Source organism: Nocardioides gansuensis (assembly GCF_003076135.1).
Lineage (GTDB): Bacteria > Actinomycetota > Actinomycetes > Propionibacteriales > Nocardioidaceae > Nocardioides > Nocardioides gansuensis.
Map to the genome: position 1 here is coordinate 1 of NZ_QDGZ01000010.1, position 18,864 is coordinate 18,864.

The following is an 18,864-nucleotide window of genomic DNA, read 5'->3' on the forward strand; positions in this document are numbered from 1 at the left end:
GGCTCATGTGCTGCTCCCGCCTGTGTTCGCTCCGGAGTGGACGTCGAGGCGGGCATTGCTACTACGAGCAGGGCAGTCCCTTCTTGGGCCACACCTCGTCACGGTGCCCGGCAGGCGGCAGACCGATAGTGAGCCACACCCGGAAACGGGTGGGCAGCCCAATAGAGAGCGAACCCGCCGGGCACCTGGACCGAGTCTGGCCAGACACCGGCCCTACGGGAATCGTCTAGTAGCCCAGATCGACGCAGCCCTTCGGCGCTGGCTCCTGCGGCTCGCGCCTGTCGCCGGTCACCTCGATGCAACCGTCCAGCGCGATCTTCTGTGTGCCCATGAGCGGGCGCATGGACGGCTCTTACCCACTTGTGCGCGTTGTCGGTCATGCGATGGGCAGACGCGACGGGGCTTGTACGGTTGCGAAGGGCGTCACCGCTATTCAATGACCGGTCAGCAAGGGGGCCGAACGTGACAGATGTAGGGCGAAACAAGGAGGTCTCCCGGCGGTGGATCGAGGTCTTCAACCTGCGCGACGACGCAGCGGAGGCGGATGTACGAGCGCCCGAGTTCATTGCCTACCCGCCCGCGAGCCTCGACCCTGATCCGCTGCGCTCGGAGCCTTGGGCCAAGTTCTTGGCTGGCTTCGTCGAGGGCTTTCCCGACCTTCGCCTGACGGTGGAGGTTGCGGTGGGCGAAAACGACCTGGTGGCGCAGAGGATCCATTTCGAGGGCACGCACACGGGCGTATTCCAGGGGCTCCCACCGACTGGGAAGAAGGTGGCGTTCGAGGGGCTTGAACTCAACCGTCACGGCGACGACGGGCGGGTCGTGGAGCACTGGTTCCAGTTGGACACGCTCACGCTCCTTCAGCAGCTTGGCCTGATCGTCATACCCGGCCCTCGATTGCTGCCGCGAATCCTGGCCAGCCCACTCACGAAGTTGCGCAAGAAGCGCTGAGCGTCGCCTCGCGAAGTGGTGTCGGGAAGGGTCGCAGCCTGGACAGGACGAGGCGAGGCTATCCGGGCGATCACGAGTCCCGGGACCCGACGGGCCAGCGTCATGGTGGTCCTCAGGCCATGCGCCGCCCGCGCCCTCATCGTCGGCGAGCCGAACGACTGTCGGGTGCGTCTTTTCGCCGCCATTGGGCGTGGTAGAGGTGCCGGAGTCTGTTACGTCGCTCCCCCGCTACTGCCTGCGACGGGTCTACATGAACGAGCTACCGCCGATACGACAGGCGTCAGGATTTCGGACCGGGTTGATCGCACCGGAACCCGTAGATGCCTTAGGTCGCTAGGGGCCTCATCCTGCCTCCTTGCGCATGTTGACCGCAGTGGAAACGACCACTAGACGACCAGCGCACCCTTAAGTGGGCGAGCGTAGGGGCCCTAGCTGTACCCGGTCAGGACGTTGGCGCGAGGTATCCCGTGCGCCTCCACCGGCCTCGTCACAGGTGGCGAGCTTGTGCGGGAGTGGTCGGTCGCGCGGCCGCGCGGTGGGGGCGCGCCTTGAGCTTGGATCCGAAGCTCCGGAGAGATCGATGTCGGCGGCGAGCTCGCAACCGAGAACCCGACGATCTCGACGATGGCGCACACGATGGCTCCGAGCCCGCGCGCGGCCCTTTCGCACGTGGGGGAGCCGCCCGTGAACGGCACGCGGGTGAGGTCGGGGGCGATGTCCACAGATCTCGGAACCACCTTGCCGGCGACTGCCGATTTCTCGGGAACTCAGAGGAACGGGCACGCTTGGGTGGACCAAACAGCGCCGAAAGACGGATGGCGTACGTCGCCAACCTCGGGAGGAAGGGATGAGCATCAACGCACACACGTACGGCGACCACTACTCGGGCGCCGGCGGCGACCCCGGCAATGACACCGCGCGTCATGCGGAGCCGCCGAGCGGCTCTGACGGTTCACAGGCGGCGGCTCGCTTGCTGGAGTTGACCGCTCGCGAGATCGACCAGTGGCGCTCCGATGCCAAGAGCGAGGCCGCCGCGATCGTGGCAGGCGCCCACGAAGAGGCCGCCAAACTCGTGCGAGCCGCGCGCGAGGAGGCCGAACGCCTGGTCACCGCGGCGCGGGACGAGGTCACGCAGACGGTGAAGGACGCACGCGTGGAGGCAGACCGCGTGCGGGAGGAGACGACCGCGCTCCGCGAGCGCTGCGACGAGGACATCGCTCATCTCCAGCAGGTAGCGACCGAACACAGAGAGCGGCTTCGGAACCACCTCACCGAGATGCTCCACCGGGTCAACTCCACCCCCGGCGACCGCAACGAGTAGCCGCAAGCGGACCTCTGCCGGAGTTGGAGGATTGGCCGCCCGTCACTCGCCTTGCGCGTTGAGGTAGCTGAGCAGCCCGTGGATGCGGTGCGGCGAGGTGGCAGTCGGCACCTGCAAGCTGAGCCGGGCCACGCTGTCCAGGACGAACCGGCGGCCTTCCTGGGAGCCAGCCCACTCCGGGCCGGACAATGCATGGTTCCAATCGCCTCCCCACACGGTGGCCGCTGCGTTATCGATGGCGGCGACTGTGCTGGCCGTCATCGCCGCGGTCGTCGCGCCAATCCACGGGTCCCTGCTTCCACACGACCGCCATGGCAGGACCGAGGAACACACCACAACCGCATCGACTTCCGCCATGGCGGTCGCGCCATGCGGATCCGGTAGCGCAGTCAGCGGCTGGCGTGCTGCCACCGCCGCCCAGCGGCGTCGAGCCGCCATCCAATTACTGGTGGTGTGCACCATCTGTGATCTGGTCGAGGTGCCGGGCGTCCCAGCGCCCTTGCAGGTTCCATGTCCCGATGCGCACAGCCGGAGTGTGACCGACACGAGCGACCGGCGCCCACAATCGGGGGAAATCGGTTGGAGCCCGAGCCATTCAACCGACTGACCGTGGACACACCCGGGGCCGTCAGTTGGCGATGCCCAGGCGTGAGGACTGCCACAGTGGAACCCGACACCAGACGTCACCAGTTCGTGCAGCAGACCCGACTTCCGTTTCCAAGGACAGCCTCGGTCCGCGAATCGTAGAGTCCAGGCATGACCCGTACCAGAGCCGCCTGCGTTGCGGTCGTTGCGATGATCGTGACGATGTTTGCTCCAGCCCCGGTACAGGCCGGCGCGGTCGGCCCCTATTGGGGGATGAAATCCGCGGCAGTGGCCACGAGGCTGGGTTGCCTCAACTTCGGCGACAACGGAAGTGGCGCGATGCACTACTCGTCGGGGGTCTGCTGGCTCAACGGCCGAAGGGTCAACATCATCACCTTCCGCGGGCCAGCGCAGCAGGGTGAATGGAATGGATTCGCAGTGGCTTCGTTCGGCCCGCGGTTCTTCTGGGCCAACGGCAAGGGAGCGTTGATTGTCGCGCGGAACGGCAATCTTGCCGCAGCTCGAGTTGGAGCGCGCGCCCTCCCCGGAGTAGTGCGGCACGGCTGAACTCGATCCGCCGTTTGGTCTTGCTACCCATCTAGCGGCCGCGGACCGCAAACGCCCGGATCGCATGCGTAGGGTTTCCGGGACACATGTGGCAACTCACCATTGTCAGCGTCTTTTCGCCGCGAGCGGACCGCGCAGGAGATTGATCCATCGCTGACCCACCCGCCGGCTCTGCCGTGGGGGCGATGCGTGCCGCTTTTCCGCGGGGCTTCATTTGCCGCGAGGTACGAGTTCTTCGCGTGGCCCCCGACCATATCCCCACTGATCAGGTGCTGCCCGTCTCGTACCGCGGCCGACCGGTCGTGCGGTAGGTATGGATCGTGAGCCCCTTGGGGGTGGACCGCCAGGCAACCAGTTCGAGCCCTATGTCCGCTCCGGTGGCGGGGAAGAGTCGCCTGCCCTGGCCGACAATCACCGGGGAGATGAGCAGGACGATCTCGTCGACAAGCCGGTGGTCGAGCAGCCAGCACATCAGGGTGCCGCTGCCCCAGACTTGCAGCTCGCCGCCTGGCTCGGCCCTCAGCTCGCGGATGGCGGACTCGACGTCACCGGACAGGACGGTTGTATTCGCCCATTGCGGGGCTCTGAGCGTGGTTGACGCGACGTACTTGTGCCGCGTGTTCAACGCCGCGCCGACGGGGTTCCCCGGATCCATGCCCGCCCCCCAGGAGCCGGCGAAGATCTCGTAGGTGTGCCGACCCAACAGGAACGCGTCGTCGCGCTGAAACGCATCGCTGATGAACGCCGAGGCCTCGTCGTCGAGCAGGGGCGGGCCCCAGCCGAAGCGCTCGAATCCGTCGCTGCCATCCTCTTCCGGCCGACCGTCTTCGCGCCGGGTCCCGACCTCGATCCGTCGATGCCCTTGGGTCACTCCGTCGAGGGAGACATTGGTGATGGTCATCAGCTTCATGGTCGCAACTCCCTTTCGTACTCGGTCGTCGTTCGGTAGATCGGTCTTCGGCGCCGATCTCAGTCACCGGGCCGGGTGTGCATTGGATCGACTCAGACGTGCAGGTAGGGGCGGTAGATGAGCTCCTGGGTTCTGTCGTCGAGCGTCCGGCTCTCGATCAGCTCGAGGTCGAAGTCGGCCGCGCCTTGGAAGATCGGGTCCAGTCCGGTCTGACCTGTGATCACAGGGAAGATCGTCACCTGAACACGGTCGACCAGACCGGCGGCCATCAGCGCCCGGTTCAAGGACAGGCTGCCGTGCGAGCGCAACGGCACCTCGGACTCCTCCTTGAGCCGAGCGACGACATCGACGGCGTCGCCGCTCGCGACGGTCGCGTCCGGCCAGTCGAGGGGTCCTTCCAGGGTCCTCGACACCACCGTCGCCGGCAGGTTCCTCATCCGCGTGACCCACGGGTCACGCACATCGGACTCCTCGGAACTCGTGGCCAACATCTGGGCGAACGCCCGATACGTGTTGGCGCCAAAGACCATCCGCTGCTGCTGGTCGAACAAGACCAGTCGATGCTCGAGCAGCTCCGGTCCCTGCTTGCCCCAGTAACCGGACCAGTTGCCGCTGGCGGCGCCGTAGCCGTCGAGGCTCGAAAAGACATCGAAGGTGTAGATAGCGGTCATCATGCGCTCCCACGTGCGTTCGGCCCGCCCCTCGTGAGCGAACCTCTCAGCATGGCTACGAACACCCTCGCCCCCATACGACATCGCCTCCCCGAATTCAGCGAGGAGCTTCTGGTATCCCGTCCGAGCGGTCCAACCGCGACCGACGGTGCGTCACACCGCCGCCTGTCGGCAGTGACCGATGTGCCCCAACATGCCGATGTGGCGCTCATCGGTGCGCTGAGCCGAGCGAGACGCGGCGGGCCACGCCGCTTGCATAACATGTCCATATGGGTATGTAATTCACCATGGCCAGAGCAGCAACAACGAGCGACGCGTTCAACGCCGTGGCTGAGCCGCGCCGCCGCCAGATCCTTGAGCTCCTCGCGGAGGGCGAGCGTCCGGTTGCCGCCCTCGTCGAACGGCTCGGCGTGGCCCAGCCCCTGGTGTCCAAGCACCTGCGGGTCCTTCGAGAGGTGGGCCTGGTGAACGTGCGGGAGGAGGGTCGACGGCGCCTGTACAGGATGGATGGGCGACCGCTCCAGGACATCTACGTGTGGGTCAGCAGGTACCAAGCCGTGTGGGACGAGCGGTTCGACCTGGTCGACACCGTTCTCGGCGAGCTCAAGGCTCGAGAAGGAGAGTGATCCAGATGGTCCCCGCGAGCAAGGGCAGCGCCGTCGTGACGCTGCCGACTGACACCCAGATTCTGATCACCCGGGAATTCAACGCACCCGCGCCCCTGGTCTTTCGAGTCTTCACCGAGCCGGAGCTCATCCAGCGCTGGTGGGCCGGCCGGCACGGCACCGTCACCAGCGTCGAGGTCGACCTGAGGGTCGGCGGTTCGTGGCGCTACGTGATGGAGGCGAACGGGGGCTTCGAGGTCGCCTTCCACGGGGAGTACCACGAGGTCGTACCCGACCAGCGCCTCGTCAACACAGAGATCTTCGAGGGCGTGCCCGAGACCGACGCACCCCCAGCGCTGTGCACGTACACGTTCACCGAGCACGACGACACCACGACGCTCACCATGCTCACCGAGGTGCCCGACAAGGCGACCCGCGACGCGATCATCGACTCCGGCATGGAGTCCGGAATGCAGGATGGCTACGACATCGCCGAGGAGATCGCCGTCGAACTGGCCGGCTGAAGCCAGCCCGACAGGCATTACAGGAACCCGAGCCGAGCGCCCACAACTGCGGCGTTCCGCTCGGTCCTGCCGAGATCACGTCGTTGCCGCCGAGCGCGGGTGATCCTTGCGGCTTGTCACCTCGTCATCGCTTGCCGCGACCTACCCTTGAGCCGTGGCCAGACAACGGTGGCTCGAGATCGCGGCCATCTTCGCTGCCCTAGGTGGAGCATTATGGCTCGTCAAGCTGGGCTTCGTCGCCGCAGCCAGCGGGGGCGAGAACGCCGCGATCGCCACCTGCTACCTGGGCGGGTGGGCGTTCATGTGTGTCGGATCCACGTGGGCGGGAACTCGACTGGCGCTGCATCGCCCAGTCGTGGTTCTGGCAATCCTCGTGCTTCTCTCGCCGCTCCTGGTCTTCGTCTCCTACACGCTGATCGACGCTCTTGCCCAGCCCAGTTTGGGCCAGCTCGGTCCCGCGTGGTTCGAAGCGGAGGCCGGGATCATCGTGACGGGGCTGATTTGGCTCCTCTTGGGCCTCGCGGCGCTCCGCTGGAGCCGACTCGGGCGCAGTCGAGTTGGGCAGACCTGATGGCAAGCCGAAGTCAAGAGCGCTCGCCAATGGACGGACCTTCCGCCGAGCGCGCGATCTTGCCGATGTGCGGGCGTGGATCGGTGAGGCGGTCGCCCCGGCTTCACCTGATCCTCACCCGGCCAACTTTGAAAACCAGTTGAAGAATGCTCCTGTGGCGATGACCCCGAGTACCACGGCGACGAGCCATACGCCAGCCATGTCCAGACCTCATCGACCTCCGCCGGCGACAACTTCAACGGCGTCGCCACCACGACCACTCCCATCGACATTCAGGAAGTGTTGCGATGACTCACTGAGAGCGCCCGATGACAGGTCGGGCTTCGTCACATCGGCGTCGCCGGAGAGGTCCGGCACGGCAGCGGCGTTCATGGACTCGACGAGACGACGCTCGGCGGCGTGCTTGGCCGGACCGACCTGGCGCGGGCCTTCTTCTCTCGCTCGACGGCGAGGCTCTGCTTGCCCTGCACGGCGGCGAGAAGGTCGACCTCGGGGACGCCCTTGACGAAGGAACCTAGGCGGGGTGCCGGCGATCCCCAGCCGTCTTGTCGTCGGCCCTACTTGGTCGTGGCGCCGTTGTAGTGGTTGAGGATCTGGCTCGGTCTCAGGGCGGTGTCGGTGAAGGTGACCGACAACATCGCCGTGCCGCTGGCCGGAGACACCGTGAAGGACGCCGTGGGTGCCGGGGCAGGAGTTGTCGACGCTGCCAGGGGGACGTATTTGAGGTTGGCTGTGGTGCCGCCGCTGTTGGATTCGTCGTGGACCACCAGCGCCCCGTGCGGGAACCCGGGACCCAGCGATGCCCCCGTCACGGCGAGTCCGTCGGTGACGGACACTGAGTCGATGGACCCGTTCGACGGCACCGAGAACGAGCGGATGTGCGCGTACGTGACCCGGTCGTAGACCACGATCTTGCTGCTGCCTTGGCTGGATGCATACAGGTACCCGGTCTTGTCGGGGCCGTAGGCGATGTCGAGTCCCTCGACGTCGGCGGTGAGCCTGCCCGCGCCGACCTTGTCGACCGAGGTGCGGGTCGTTCCTCCACCGGGTTCGGCGTTGTACCGCCAGATGCCGACGTCCTCCTCACCGAAGTAGGCGTAGCCCAGGCCGTCGTCGGCGACGCAGCCTTCGGTTTGCCCACCTACGTCAAACGACCTGACCCTCGTCGCTGTGACCTCGCCGCCCGTGCTGCCCAGCTCGTATTGGTCGACCCTGCCGTCTGTGGCGGTGACGAACGAGTAGAACTTCCCGGTCGCGGGGGAAACGTAGAGGCAGAAGCCGTAGTTGCTGGATTGGGTGTAGAGGGTGCCCAGGCTCTTGGTGCTGCTCAACAGCCGGGTGGTTGGGTCGAGGACCCAGAACTCCTGGGAGGAGTTGCTGCGGTTGTTCGCACCAACCAGCACCACCGATGTGCCGCCGAGGCTGAACCCGGCGCGGAGGTCGACGTTGCCGATCTTGCCGTCCTCGCGGAACTGGAGCAGCGCCCCGGTCATGTCGAACACGCCGATCCCGCCGCCACTGTCGGCCTTGTTGTCGCCGATGACGACGCTGAGGGACGGGTCGGTGGCATTTGCGTAGATGGCGGAGTCGTCGGAGATGTCACCTGACCCGGACGGCCATGAGGCGGTTTCCACGGTGGGGAGGGCGGGGTCGGGTGGCAACAACGAACCGGTGGGTGCCGGAGGTGGTTGCGGCTCCTGCACCGTGACCGCGGCAGTTCGGGTGGCGGTGTCGAAGCCCGTCGCATTCGTGGCCCGCAACGACACCGTGTAGGTGCCGGCGGCGGTATAGGTGTGCGACGGGTTCTGCGCCGTCGACGTGGTGCCGTCACCGAAGTCCCACGACCAGCTCGTCGGGCTGCCGGTCGAGGTGTCGGTGAAGGTGACCGACAACGGCGCCGTGCCGCTGGCCGGAGACACCGTGAAGGACGCCGTGGGTGCCGGGGCCGGAGGCGGCTCCTGGACCGTGACCGCGGCAGTTCGGGTGGCGGTGTCGAAGCCCGTCGCATTCGTGGCCCGCAACGACACCGTGTAGGTGCCGGCGGCGGTATAGGTGTGCGACGGGTTCTGCGCCGTCGACGTGGTGCCGTCACCGAAGTCCCACAACCAGCTCGTCGGGCTGCCGGTCGAGGTGTCGGTGAAGGTGACCGACAACGGCGCCGTGCCGCTGGCCGGAGACACCGTGAAGGACGCCGTGGGTGCCGGGGCCGGAGGCGGCTCCTGGACCGTGACCGCGGCAGTTCGGGTGGCGGTGTCGAAGCCCGTCGCATTCGTGGCCCGCAACGACACCGTGTAGGTGCCGGCGGCGGTATAGGTGTGCGACGGGTTCGGCGCCGTCGACGTGGTGCCGTCACCGAAGTCCCACAACCAGCTCGTCGGGCTGCCGGTCGAGGTGTCGGTGAAGGTGACCGACAACGGCGCCGTGCCGCTGGCCGGAGACACCGTGAAGGACGCCGTGGGCGCCGGGGCCGGTGTCGTCCCCGCTGCCGGCCGCAACGCTGTCAGCCAGCCAGCCAGCGCGCGCGCCGAGCTCACCGTCCAGGTCTGCCCGCCGGTTGCTCCTGCGTCCTGTTGCGGACGATAGGCGTGCTCCGAGGCCTCGCCACTCGTCCGCTCCCACGCTTCCGTCCACCCCGCGGGTTGGGTCGTGGTGAACGTGCCGGCGTTGGCGCCCACGGCGCCGATGAGCATCGTCCCACCGGTCGTCGTCGTGATACTCGGGACCGTGATCGTGGTCCTGGCCGTGCTGCTGCTCGCCACGGACACCGACGTGTCGATGGGGCGTTCCACGTCGACACCCATGTAACGCGCCATGCCCCCACTCCAGACCTGGCGCGACGAGAGGGTCCAAGTCCAGCCGGTGCGCTGAGCGTCGCTGGCCGTCACCACGTGGTAGAACGCAAACACCGTGCTGGCGTTGCCGGCCCGCAACTTGCCCGGCAGCAGCGAGGTCCATCCCGCCGGGGTTGTGCTGAGGTTCGGCGTGTTGTCGGCAGTGAGGCTCGCCACCAGGACATCGCCCGCTACGGTTTCCACCGGCTTGGTCAGCGTCACCGAACGCGTCGCCGTGGTCTCAGCGACCGACGTCGCACCTCCGTAGCTCACGACTCCCGCGGCCATTGCCTGCTGGGTCGGCGACATCCCGACCCAAGCCAGGGCAAGCATCAGGGCGATCGCCAACCCTGGGGGCCAACCGACTCTCGATCGTGGACGTCGGATGTGGCTAGCTGAGCCAGCCATGAGGTTCCTCCGGGGGGCGCGGTGGACCTCGGGGTCCTGCATGGGCAACGAGGGGACGAGCGCCGGTACCCGAGGCAGGGCGCCCCTGCAGCACTGATCCGTCTTGCCGACACTCCAAGTTAGATCGGCACGATCGAGCGCCGCATCCCCAAAATGGGAACCAGGTTCCTGCGATGACTCGGACCACGTTCCATGCCAGCGCAGCGACCTGTGAGCACGTCCAGAAGCGCATTCTCATGCCGGGTTCCGCTCGCTCCTGCCGATGAGCGGGCGCACGTGCTGGCAGTGCTCGAGGCCGACGAACGTGGCGTTTGGAGGAACTTTGGCACGCACCGGCTGACGCCGGGCGCAAGTGCACTGGGCTCGCGGCCTGATCGGTCTTCCACCGATATCCCACTAACGCCGCTACCCTCAGCGGGCCAGTCCAACCATGGGGGAAGATCGTCTTGAATCGCACGCGTGCCCTGCACCGGCCCGTAATCGCCGTGCTGATGGCGGTGGCAAGCAGCGGAGCCGTCGTCGGTGCGCCCGCGCACGCCGACACCCCCACGTGCGACGGCAAGCCCGCAACCATCGTGGGCCCCGGACCCGGCAACGTCACCCATGGCACATCGGGCGATGACGTGATCGTGACCGTGGCAGAGGGAGCCAACAACTCCCCCACCGGCGCCATCTATACCTACGAGGGCGACGACACCGTGTGCATCGTCCCCGGTATCGGCCCAATCCCCCAATGGAACTCCCCAGTCATGTTCACCATCCTCACCGGGCCCGGCAACGACAAGGTCTTCAACCAGGAGCCCCGACCGACCAACAACCTGTCCGTCGTCCTCGGGCTCGGGTCCGACACCTACGTCGGTAACGACCGCGCCAGCGAGACCGTCTACGCCGGGGAGAACGTCCAGAATGAGTCGCTCGGACCCGACGACGCGAAGGACTTCATCTCCACCGCAGGCGGCATGGATTGGATCTACAGCGGCTCACCAGAACCGGGCAGCGTGAATGAGGACGTCCTCTCCACCGGCCTCGGCAGCGACCTCATCACCCACGCCGGAACAGGGACCACGATCGACAACGGCGTCGAAGCCGAAAAGGGCGACCGCCTCAACCTCGTCGCGGGCGGATGGAACCAGCATCCCGTCACCATCGACAACCGCACCCGGACTGCGACCGCGGACACCGGCGTGTTCCTCCGCTGGAACAACGTGCGCCTCTTCGAAGTCCGAGGCGACTCCCCGCTGCGCTTCGTCGGCTCCGACACTCTCGAAGGCCTGTACGTGAGGTCCTCCCTCCCCTTGAACGGGCGCATCAACGTCCCCGTCGACGCGTCCATGAACGGCGGCAACGACTACTTCTGGTTCTACAACGGCATCGCCCCAGGGCGGGTGGACGGCGGGGAGGGCACCGACTGGCTGACGCCCGAGGACCGCGACGACTGCACCGACATCACCTCAACCCTCAACGCCACGATGACATGCACCGTGGAAACCGCCGGGTCCACCGTCACCGACAACGTCGCACTGGCCGGGTGGGAACGCTATGCAACCTTCCACGCGCAACGGAACGCCACCGTCACCGGCACCACCGGACCCGACGAGATCTTCATCTACGCCTCCAACATCACCGCCCGAGGCCTCAGTGGCAAGGACACCATCGCGGCGGGCCAGGACCACACCCGCGCGGTCCTGCGCGGCGACCAAGGCGCAGACCGGCTCTACGGCGGCGACGGTAAGGACACCCTGCTCGGTGGACGCGGTGCAGACAGGATTCACGGACGTGAGGGCCGCGACCGCATCCTCGGCGGGAAGGGCAACGACACCGCCAAGGGCAACGCCGGGAACGACTACTGCATCGCCGAAGTGCGCCGCTCCTGTGAGAAGCCCTGACTCGCCACATGCGGTGCCGTGCCCATCTCCCTCTTCCCTCGATGGGCTGGACGCGCTGATCTGCCGCGATATGTGCGTCTTCTCGCCGTGCCGGGGTACCGCCCAAGTGCGTGCTCGTCGGGTTTTTCCTTCGGGTGAGACACGCTCACGCCCGTGGGTGCGAGCCATCCCCAACTCTCATGCCGCTCATGGTGCGCACTCGTGCCGATGAGCGATTTGCCGACCGCTTGTCGTAGCAGTGAGTTGCGACAACGCGGTTAGCTGCACGCCATGATGGTCGCTGCTGGCGTCACGATCCGCGCAACAGTCGCCGACGACGCCGAGGCATTGGCCCGACTCCAGGTCGACGTTTGGGAGGAGGCCTACGCAAACCTAATGCCAGCGACGGTGTTCGATGAGCGGCGGGCCACGATCGCGGAACGGATCGACCGCTGGCGCCGGATACTTGCCGAGGCGCCATCGCGCACAACCGTTGCGGAGTTCTCAGCCGGGCTCATTGGATTTGCCAGCGTTGGCCCGCCCCGGGCCGGCGACGTCAATGTCGACGAGGAGCTGTGGCCGCTGTATGTGCGGGCCTCGTGGTCGGGCAAGCGGTTGGGGCACGGACTGCTGATGGCGGCCCTGGCTGACCACCCCGCCTACCTCTGGGTGCTCCGGGGAAATGATCGGGCGATCGCTTTCTATCGGAAGCATGGTTTCGCCGAAGATGGCGTGACGCGAACGGATGAGTACGGCACCGAACTGCGCATGGTCAGGCACTCCTGAACTCGGCCATGCGGGCGATAGAGTGCCCGCTCTTGCCGGGGGCGCGCGCATGGTGAACAAGGCGAAGTCATGTCAGGGTGACAGTCGTGGATGCCGTCTGGGAGGTCATCGAACGCGCGGAAGCGCGCGCCACGGCGCTGGCCAACGCCGATGCTGGGCAGCTCGGACGGCTGTTGCATGAGGACTTTCGCTGGACAACCCACATCGGCCAGACGTTCAACCGCGAGGAGTACATCCGCCGAAACACGGAAGGGCAGACGGTCTGGCGGTCGCAGGAGCTGAGCGGTGCCAATGTCGCAATCGTGGCTGACACCGCCGTTCTGGTCGGCGAGGTCACCGATGTTGTGCTTCGTGTCGGAAGCCCTGAGACGTTCCGCATGCCGATAACTCAGGTGTGGGTTCGTCAGGACGATGAATGGAAGTGCCTCGCCGGCCATGCGGGGCCACGCCTGACCTGACGTCCGCCCGCTCATGCCGCGATCCGCTCGCCAGGCCGGCCGGAGACGGCCCGGCACGAAGGACACTTAGATCTGCTACGCGAGCAGCTCGATGGCTCCAGGGGCTTTTTGACGCCCAGAACGATGAATTGCCGGCGTCATCCTCAGCGCGCACTTGGACGGCCGCCGGGTGAGGAGGCCGATCCGTCAATGTTCCCCTGGTAGACCTCGCCAATATCTATTGCAGTGCTGTTGAGGTGCACCTGAACATGTCAAGCAGGGCGTTGCTCGCTGGGAAATGTTAGCGTTAACGAACGTTGTCAACAGCGAGGCCGATCCCTCGCGTCGGTCGACCCCAACGGTGCGAGCAGCGCGTCAATCGACAGCAGCTCGTGGGCGGGACCAGGCACCACGTCCCGGACACACACCGCCAGCCGTGCCCGCCAGGAATGGCTCGGCCGAGGACGCGCTCGCACAACCACCATGACGCCGGCCCCGACCGTCGCCCAGGCATCCCCACTCACAAGGAGAACGATCCGTCATGCCGTGGCTTAACAGGAAGTGCCGTCTCCTCAAGGTCGTGACAGCGGCGGCATGCATGGTCGTCAGCTCGGTCACTGCTCTCACCTCGAGCCCCCCGGCTCATGCCGCCGGGGCGACCACACTGGGTGCGGCAGCGGCCGGCAGCGGACGCTACTTCGGCACGGCAGTGTCCTTGAGCAAGCTCGGCGACTCGACGTACTCCACCATTCTCGACCGTGAATTCAACATGATCACCGCCGAGAACGAGATGAAGTGGGACACCATCGAACCCTCCCGAGGGTCGTTCAACTTCGCCCCCGCCGACTCGATTGTCAGCCACGCCTCCGCGCACGGTCAGCGAATGCGGGGCCACACCCTGGTCTGGCACTCCCAACTGCCCAGCTGGGTCAGTTCCATCACCGACGCCGACACCCTGCGCAGTGTGATGAACAACCACATCACCACCGCCATGACTCACTACAAGGGCAAGATCTACGCCTGGGACGTGGTCAACGAGGCCTTCGCCGACGGCAGCACGCAGCTCCGCAGCTCGGTGTTCGAGAACGTGCTGGGCAACGGCTTCGTCGAGGAGGCCTTCCGCACCGCCCGGAACGCCGATCCCTCGGCGACGCTCTGCTACAACGACTACAACATCGAGAACTGGTTCGACGCAAAGACCCAGGGTGTCTACAGCATGGTCAAGGACTTCAAGTCCCGCGGCGTACCCATCGACTGCGTCGGCTTCCAAAGCCACTTCGGCACCAGCGGCCCGCCGGCCAGCTTCCAGACCACCCTGTCCAACTTCGCCGCGCTCGGCGTGGACGTGCAGATCACCGAACTCGACATCGCGGAGGCGTCCACCACCGCTTACACCGACACCGTCCGAGCCTGCCTCAACGTCGCTCGCTGCACGGGCATCACGGTGTGGGGCATCCGCGACAGCGACTCGTGGCGCACCGGTGAGAATCCGCTGCTGTTCGACAACAGCGGCAACAAGAAGCCCGCCTACGGCGCGGTACTCACCGCCCTGGGCGGCAGGAGCAAGTCGCGCGGTGTTGCCAACGGCTCTCGAATTGTTCAATGAGGGCGAACACGCCAGCCGCCGTGCTCGTCACACAGATGCACAGATGCACAGTTGCATGGCCAGGCCGGGTGATGTGTCACCTGGAGTGGGCAAGCGGCGTGATGCTCTGCGCCCGCGCTGATCAGTTTGGAAAGCCCGCATCTGCCGCGAGTCGTGCGTCGCAATAGTGCGTCCTAGCGGCGCCAGTGACGCCGGAGCCGACGACCACGCGCCCGTCGCAAGCGCACTCTTCTGCCGCGAATCGCGCGTGGTGACCTGCCTCGTTCGACCCAGCGCGCAGTGCTCGTCGCAGCTAAGCGGCTCAGTCTTCGTCGGCGCCTTCTGCAGGATCCATGGAATGTGCCCGGATCTCGGTTTCGTCGAACTCGGGATCGCCCTCGGCGGGTGCTTCGCTGTGGACGCGGTCTTCCTGGACGTGGTCTTTGTCGCCGTGGTTGCCTGAGATCGCTGACATGTGTGAATCGCCTCGATTCTCGCTGGATCTCTCATGTCCCTGAATCCAGGGTAGGACGGCGCCGGGCAGCCGACCACGGGCGAAGGCGCCGTTCGCGCGATGACCGTTTAGGAGTCACGTCCTGCCCTCCCCATTGGGTCAACGATCTCCAACTCCTCGGTCCTTTCGCCCACGCACTCACATGCCGCTGATCAGATGGCGGCATAGCGTCCGCGCGTGCCGCTGATGCCGTCAGGGGCCAAGGACGCAGAACTCGTTGCCTTCAGGATCGGCCAACACGACCCAGGGTCGATCCCCCTGGCCGATGTCCACCCGCCGTGCGCCATGAGCGACCAGCCGAGCCACCTCGGCGTCCTGGTCATCAGGCCGGAAGTCGAGGTGCAGTCGGCTCTTGGCCTTCTTGCCCTCCTCGAGCCGGACGAAATCCAACCCCGGCGTGCGATCCGGCTCCGGGCGGATCTCGAACTCGTCAGCAGAGGAGTGGACGACAACCCAGCCAAGGGCGTCGGCCCACCACTGCCCCAAGGTCACTGGATTCAACGAGTGGACAATTACCTGTTCCCATTCCAAAGCCACCGGGCGAACTTAGACCTGCCAGGGCTTCAGGAACAGGCATTTTCATTGCGCGAAGCCGCTCGTCCTGGACGACGTCACTTCGCCGCCGATGTGCCGCCACCCGAACGCACGGATCTGCCGCAGACAGCGTCAGGGGTTACCTCGCGCCGCGCCGCGGCGGTCACTGGGTCGCGGCACCGAGCGCTGAGAGAGCGGAGATGAGGAGGAGGGCCATCACGACCTTGTCGTAGCGAGAGGCAGTGAAGCGACGGAAGAGATGTGTGCCCGCGACCTGACCTGCAAGTGCCGCGACGATCAACCATGGCCACGCCGGGTAGACCTCCCAGACACCCGCGGCGGCCAGGGCGATCACGCTGAGGGGAAGACGGGCCAGCGACAAGGCAACCAGAGTGTCGCGCATGACAGGTGGCGTGAGGTTTCTGTGGGTCAGGTAGAGCACCGTGGGCGGGCCGCCCAGTGAGTCGAGGTGCTCAGGGCACCCGAAGCGAAACCAGCCCCTGCGGCCCAGGTATTCGGCACGGCTTCTTTGCTCGGCTCAGCTCGCACCCGGATCGCGACTGCCGCGATGACCACGAGTGCCACCAGCACCTGGAGCCATCGGGCAGGAAGTTGGACGAGCAACACTGCCCCGGCGGCCATTCCCGGAACAGACCACAGGGCAAGCCGCCGCACTTCTGCGGAGACAGGCCGGGGCAGCTGCCTCCGAATGGCCAGGATCGCCAAGTCGCAGGCAGTCCCGGTGATAAGCACGGTCGAAATGGCGAACGGGCCGCCTAGGACGGCCATGAGGATCGGGGCGCTCAGCAACGCGTAGCCGAATCCGGAGACCGACTGCATCGTCGCACTCACCAAGATGAGCACCCACAGTGCCACGAGCACTCCGTCAACTGGGGCGCTCCACTCACCGCGTCGGACTCCCGGGGCCGAGGAGTGCCGCTGCCATGGCAGCACGGTAACAGCGGAGGCTGGTGCATCGAGCACGCCCGGACCTGCCTCGATCCGCGCAGGGGTGCGGGATAGAGGACGTTCACCCAGCTGGCCATGGGACTCGATCGCGTTGCCCTTTGAGTCGATAACGACGCGACCGCCTCCCATCTGATTCACGGGCGGGGGTGCCATCAGCGCCCCTCGTGCGGTATCTTGTCGACAGTTGACACTTAACTGAGGAGAACTTCATGCGTCCGTACGTGCATGTACCTGCGGCCAAGATCCTGGGAGAACTCGAGCCCAACGGACACCGACCCGGCTTCGACTCGGGCGATCCCAAGACGGCGATCCTGCGGTTCGACACCGAGGTCAAGACGGGCGTCTGGGAGTGCCAGCCCGGCGGCTGGCAGGCGACTCGCGAGGACACCGAGGTGTGCTACATCGTGAGCGGCCGCGCGACCATCACCGACGGTGAGACCGGCACGAGCTACGAGATCTCCGCCGGCGACGTCATCGTGCAGCCCAAGGGATGGTCGGGCCGCTGGGAAGTGACCGAGACGATTCGCAAGGTCTACTGCCACGGCTTCGACTGAGCGCCGTCTCACTCGACACGCCACCACGTGCGGGCCGCCCCTCAGCGAGGGGCGGCCCGAGGGCAATTCCGGCACCGGTGACCTTCGATCTGTAGGGTCTCGCGGCATGGCCATCGTGCACTCCTCTTCGACGATCCGGCCGACCAAGCCCGAGCTGCTAGAGGCGGTGCTCGGCGGGCCGGTCGAGGTGCTCGGCAGCTACCGGTTTGACGACCCCGCGGGCGAGGTCGGCGTCGAGGCGTTCGTGGTACGACGCGGCGCGCAGCTGCAGCACGTGGTCTTCACCTACCGCGGCGCGCCACTCGAGGTGGGCGACGCGCGGCTGGTGAGCACGATGGAGCACTCCGAACTGGGTCAGCGTTGGGTGTACGACGGCACCACCGACCCGGTCGCGGTCGATTGCTTCCGCCGGGCGGTCCTGGGTGAGCAGGACCAGGCGATCCTCGAGCTGTGGGAGGACGGCCGGATGGTCGGCACCCGGGAGCCGACAGTGCGGCTGATCGTCAGGGCCGGGGCAACGGCGGACGGCGCGACCGTGCGGATCGTCCGCAACCTGGGCGACGCAGCTACTGGTCCGGCGCTCGTGGCGAGCTGGACTGGAGGCGAGGCGGTCGTCGCCGGGCTCAGCGACTGACCAGGGCGCGGGTGATCTCCCCGGCCGGGACGCTGCGCGCCCGGGCGTGGCCGGTCCCCGACCACAGGTGCGCCACCTGCGGATCGCCAGCAGCCACCGCCGCGGCCCGGAGCGGCGCCGTGACGTGGTGGACGTGCGGATAACCGGCAGGCGCGTCCTGGTGGTCGGCCATGAACCGGTTGGCCAGGCCGCGGGCCCACCGGCCGGTGTAGGCGCGGGTCACTGCCGTCTCCCGGAACGCCGGGTCGGCCAGCGCCGCGCGGTGGACCGGGTTGGTGCCCGCCTCCTCGGCTAGGAGGTACGCCGTGCCGACCTGGGCCGCGACCGCGCCGTGCTCGAGCACGGCGGCCACGTCAGCCGCGGTGGCCACGCCGCCTCCCGCCACCACGGGCACGTCGACGGCACGGTGGACTGCGGAGAGGAGGTCCAGCAACGGGATGGAGTCGGGCTCGGCTGCCTGGTCCCACGTCCCGCGGTGCCCGCCGGCCTCGGGACCCTGGACTGCGAGTGAGGCGGCCCCGCGCGCCGCGGCCTCGCGTGCCTCCGCCACCGTCGTCACGGTGACAGTGGTGTGGATGCCGCGCTCCGCCATCCGTCGCAGGAGCTCGGGAGTGGGACAGCCGAACGTGAACGACACGACGTCCGGCCTGGTGTCCAGGACCAGCTCGACCTTGGCCTGCCACTCGTCGTCGTCCCAGCGCGGCGCTCCGAGCTCGGCTCCGAGGCTGGCAGCCTCCGGCTCCAGGGACCTGCGGTAGGCGTGGACGGCGTCGAGGTCCGGCTCGAAGTGCGAGACCAGGAAGAGGTTCACCCCGTACGGCGAGGACGTGGCTGCGCGCACGGCCTCGATCCCGCTGGCCACCTGCTCGGCCGTCTTGTAGCCGGCCGCGAGGAAGCCAAGGCCACCGGCGTCCGACACCGCGGCGGCGAGCTGTGGCGTGGAGGGGCCACCGGCCATGGGGGCACCCACGACGGGAGTCTGGAGATCGCGCAGGTCCAGCACGGCGTCCACGCTAGCGGTCAGCACAGCTGGCCTTGACTT

The 18,864-nt window shown here is 66.9% G+C and carries 21 protein-coding genes; 12 read left to right on the plus strand and 9 right to left on the minus strand.

The window, feature by feature from the left end; translation table 11 throughout:
• Positions 1 to 462 precede the first annotated feature (462 nt).
• Positions 463 to 951: an ester cyclase gene (locus tag DDE18_RS19405; protein ID WP_165821248.1), complete on the plus strand. Its 489-nt coding sequence runs from the start codon at positions 463 to 465 to the stop codon at positions 949 to 951.
• Between the two features lie 847 nt (positions 952 to 1,798).
• Complete coding sequence (locus tag DDE18_RS19415; RefSeq protein ID WP_116573934.1) at positions 1,799 to 2,272, plus strand: hypothetical protein; 474 nt, start codon at positions 1,799 to 1,801, stop codon at positions 2,270 to 2,272.
• Positions 2,273 to 2,314: 42 nt separating this feature from the next.
• Here the strand turns inward: DDE18_RS19415 and DDE18_RS22660 are convergent, their stop codons facing one another.
• On the minus strand, positions 2,315 to 2,734 hold the full coding sequence (locus DDE18_RS22660) for a hypothetical protein (protein WP_133241278.1): 420 nt from the start codon (positions 2,732 to 2,734) through the stop codon (positions 2,315 to 2,317).
• Positions 2,735 to 3,028: 294 nt separating this feature from the next.
• On the opposite strand from DDE18_RS22660, the gene DDE18_RS22665 reads away from it, so the two are divergent.
• Complete coding sequence (locus DDE18_RS22665; RefSeq protein WP_133241279.1) at positions 3,029 to 3,424, plus strand: hypothetical protein; 396 nt, start codon at positions 3,029 to 3,031, stop codon at positions 3,422 to 3,424.
• Positions 3,425 to 3,689: 265 nt separating this feature from the next.
• On the opposite strand, the gene DDE18_RS19425 is transcribed toward DDE18_RS22665, so the two are convergent.
• Complete coding sequence (locus DDE18_RS19425) at positions 3,690 to 4,325, minus strand: dihydrofolate reductase family protein (RefSeq protein ID WP_245916884.1); 636 nt, start codon at positions 4,323 to 4,325, stop codon at positions 3,690 to 3,692.
• A 101-nt stretch (positions 4,326 to 4,426) separates the two neighbouring features.
• Positions 4,427 to 5,005 (minus strand): dihydrofolate reductase family protein, encoded by a 579-nt coding sequence (locus DDE18_RS19430; RefSeq protein WP_116574063.1) that lies wholly within the window; start codon positions 5,003 to 5,005, stop codon positions 4,427 to 4,429.
• Between the two features lie 287 nt (positions 5,006 to 5,292).
• Between DDE18_RS19430 and DDE18_RS19435 the strand changes: the two genes are divergently transcribed.
• From DDE18_RS19435 to DDE18_RS19445, 3 genes are all read left to right on the plus strand, one after another.
• On the plus strand, positions 5,293 to 5,631 hold the full coding sequence (locus tag DDE18_RS19435; protein ID WP_116573937.1) for an ArsR/SmtB family transcription factor: 339 nt from the start codon (positions 5,293 to 5,295) through the stop codon (positions 5,629 to 5,631).
• 5 nt (positions 5,632 to 5,636) lie between these two features.
• The gene (locus DDE18_RS19440) at positions 5,637 to 6,134 is read left to right on the plus strand and encodes an SRPBCC family protein (RefSeq protein WP_116574064.1); all 498 of its coding nucleotides are present in this window, start codon (positions 5,637 to 5,639) and stop codon (positions 6,132 to 6,134) included.
• A gap of 154 nt (positions 6,135 to 6,288) precedes the next feature.
• Positions 6,289 to 6,705, plus strand: coding sequence for a hypothetical protein (locus DDE18_RS19445; protein WP_116573938.1), 417 nt, complete (start codon positions 6,289 to 6,291; stop codon positions 6,703 to 6,705).
• A gap of 557 nt (positions 6,706 to 7,262) precedes the next feature.
• Here the strand turns inward: DDE18_RS19445 and DDE18_RS19450 are convergent.
• On the minus strand, positions 7,263 to 9,713 hold the full coding sequence (locus tag DDE18_RS19450) for a phytase (protein ID WP_245916886.1): 2,451 nt from the start codon (positions 9,711 to 9,713) through the stop codon (positions 7,263 to 7,265).
• Positions 9,714 to 10,390: 677 nt separating this feature from the next.
• Here DDE18_RS19450 and DDE18_RS19455 point away from each other — a divergent pair.
• The 4 genes from DDE18_RS19455 to DDE18_RS19475 all read left to right on the plus strand — a co-directional run bounded on the left by DDE18_RS19455 (position 10,391) and on the right by DDE18_RS19475 (position 14,638).
• Positions 10,391 to 11,830 (plus strand): calcium-binding protein, encoded by a 1,440-nt coding sequence (locus DDE18_RS19455; RefSeq protein WP_133241280.1) that lies wholly within the window; start codon positions 10,391 to 10,393, stop codon positions 11,828 to 11,830.
• A gap of 270 nt (positions 11,831 to 12,100) precedes the next feature.
• Positions 12,101 to 12,595 carry a GNAT family N-acetyltransferase gene (locus DDE18_RS19460; RefSeq protein WP_116573941.1) on the plus strand — a complete coding sequence of 165 codons (495 nt, stop codon included), beginning with the start codon at positions 12,101 to 12,103 and terminating at the stop codon, positions 12,593 to 12,595.
• Positions 12,596 to 12,681: 86 nt separating this feature from the next.
• Positions 12,682 to 13,053: a nuclear transport factor 2 family protein gene (locus DDE18_RS19465; protein ID WP_165821249.1), complete on the plus strand. Its 372-nt coding sequence runs from the start codon at positions 12,682 to 12,684 to the stop codon at positions 13,051 to 13,053.
• A gap of 520 nt (positions 13,054 to 13,573) precedes the next feature.
• Positions 13,574 to 14,638, plus strand: a complete 1,065-nt coding sequence (locus DDE18_RS19475; protein WP_170313300.1) for a glycoside hydrolase family 10 protein — start codon at positions 13,574 to 13,576, stop codon at positions 14,636 to 14,638.
• A 301-nt stretch (positions 14,639 to 14,939) separates the two neighbouring features.
• On the opposite strand, the gene DDE18_RS23125 is transcribed toward DDE18_RS19475, so the two are convergent.
• The 4 genes from DDE18_RS23125 to DDE18_RS24295 all read right to left on the minus strand — a co-directional run bounded on the left by DDE18_RS23125 (position 14,940) and on the right by DDE18_RS24295 (position 16,787).
• Positions 14,940 to 15,092 carry a hypothetical protein gene (locus tag DDE18_RS23125; RefSeq protein ID WP_165821188.1) on the minus strand — a complete coding sequence of 51 codons (153 nt, stop codon included), beginning with the start codon at positions 15,090 to 15,092 and terminating at the stop codon, positions 14,940 to 14,942.
• Positions 15,093 to 15,323: 231 nt separating this feature from the next.
• Positions 15,324 to 15,668 (minus strand): VOC family protein, encoded by a 345-nt coding sequence (locus DDE18_RS19480; protein WP_116573944.1) that lies wholly within the window; start codon positions 15,666 to 15,668, stop codon positions 15,324 to 15,326.
• Between the two features lie 160 nt (positions 15,669 to 15,828).
• A complete protein-coding gene (locus DDE18_RS19485) occupies positions 15,829 to 16,068 on the minus strand; it encodes a hypothetical protein (RefSeq protein ID WP_116573945.1) in 240 nt (79 codons plus the stop codon).
• A 26-nt stretch (positions 16,069 to 16,094) separates the two neighbouring features.
• Positions 16,095 to 16,787, minus strand: coding sequence for a sulfite exporter TauE/SafE family protein (locus DDE18_RS24295; RefSeq protein WP_116573946.1), 693 nt, complete (start codon positions 16,785 to 16,787; stop codon positions 16,095 to 16,097).
• Between the two features lie 56 nt (positions 16,788 to 16,843).
• On the opposite strand from DDE18_RS24295, the gene DDE18_RS19495 reads away from it, so the two are divergent.
• Both DDE18_RS19495 and DDE18_RS19500 read left to right on the plus strand, forming a co-directional pair.
• On the plus strand, positions 16,844 to 17,188 hold the full coding sequence (locus DDE18_RS19495) for a cupin domain-containing protein (RefSeq protein ID WP_116573947.1): 345 nt from the start codon (positions 16,844 to 16,846) through the stop codon (positions 17,186 to 17,188).
• A gap of 106 nt (positions 17,189 to 17,294) precedes the next feature.
• A complete protein-coding gene (locus DDE18_RS19500) occupies positions 17,295 to 17,822 on the plus strand; it encodes a maltokinase N-terminal cap-like domain-containing protein (RefSeq protein ID WP_116573948.1) in 528 nt (175 codons plus the stop codon).
• Here DDE18_RS19500 and DDE18_RS19505 read toward each other — a convergent pair.
• Positions 17,812 to 18,825, minus strand: a complete 1,014-nt coding sequence (locus tag DDE18_RS19505; RefSeq protein WP_245916887.1) for a nitronate monooxygenase — start codon at positions 18,823 to 18,825, stop codon at positions 17,812 to 17,814. The two genes, DDE18_RS19500 and DDE18_RS19505, sit on opposite strands and share 11 nt — an antisense overlap.
• Positions 18,826 to 18,864: the final 39 nt, after the last annotated feature.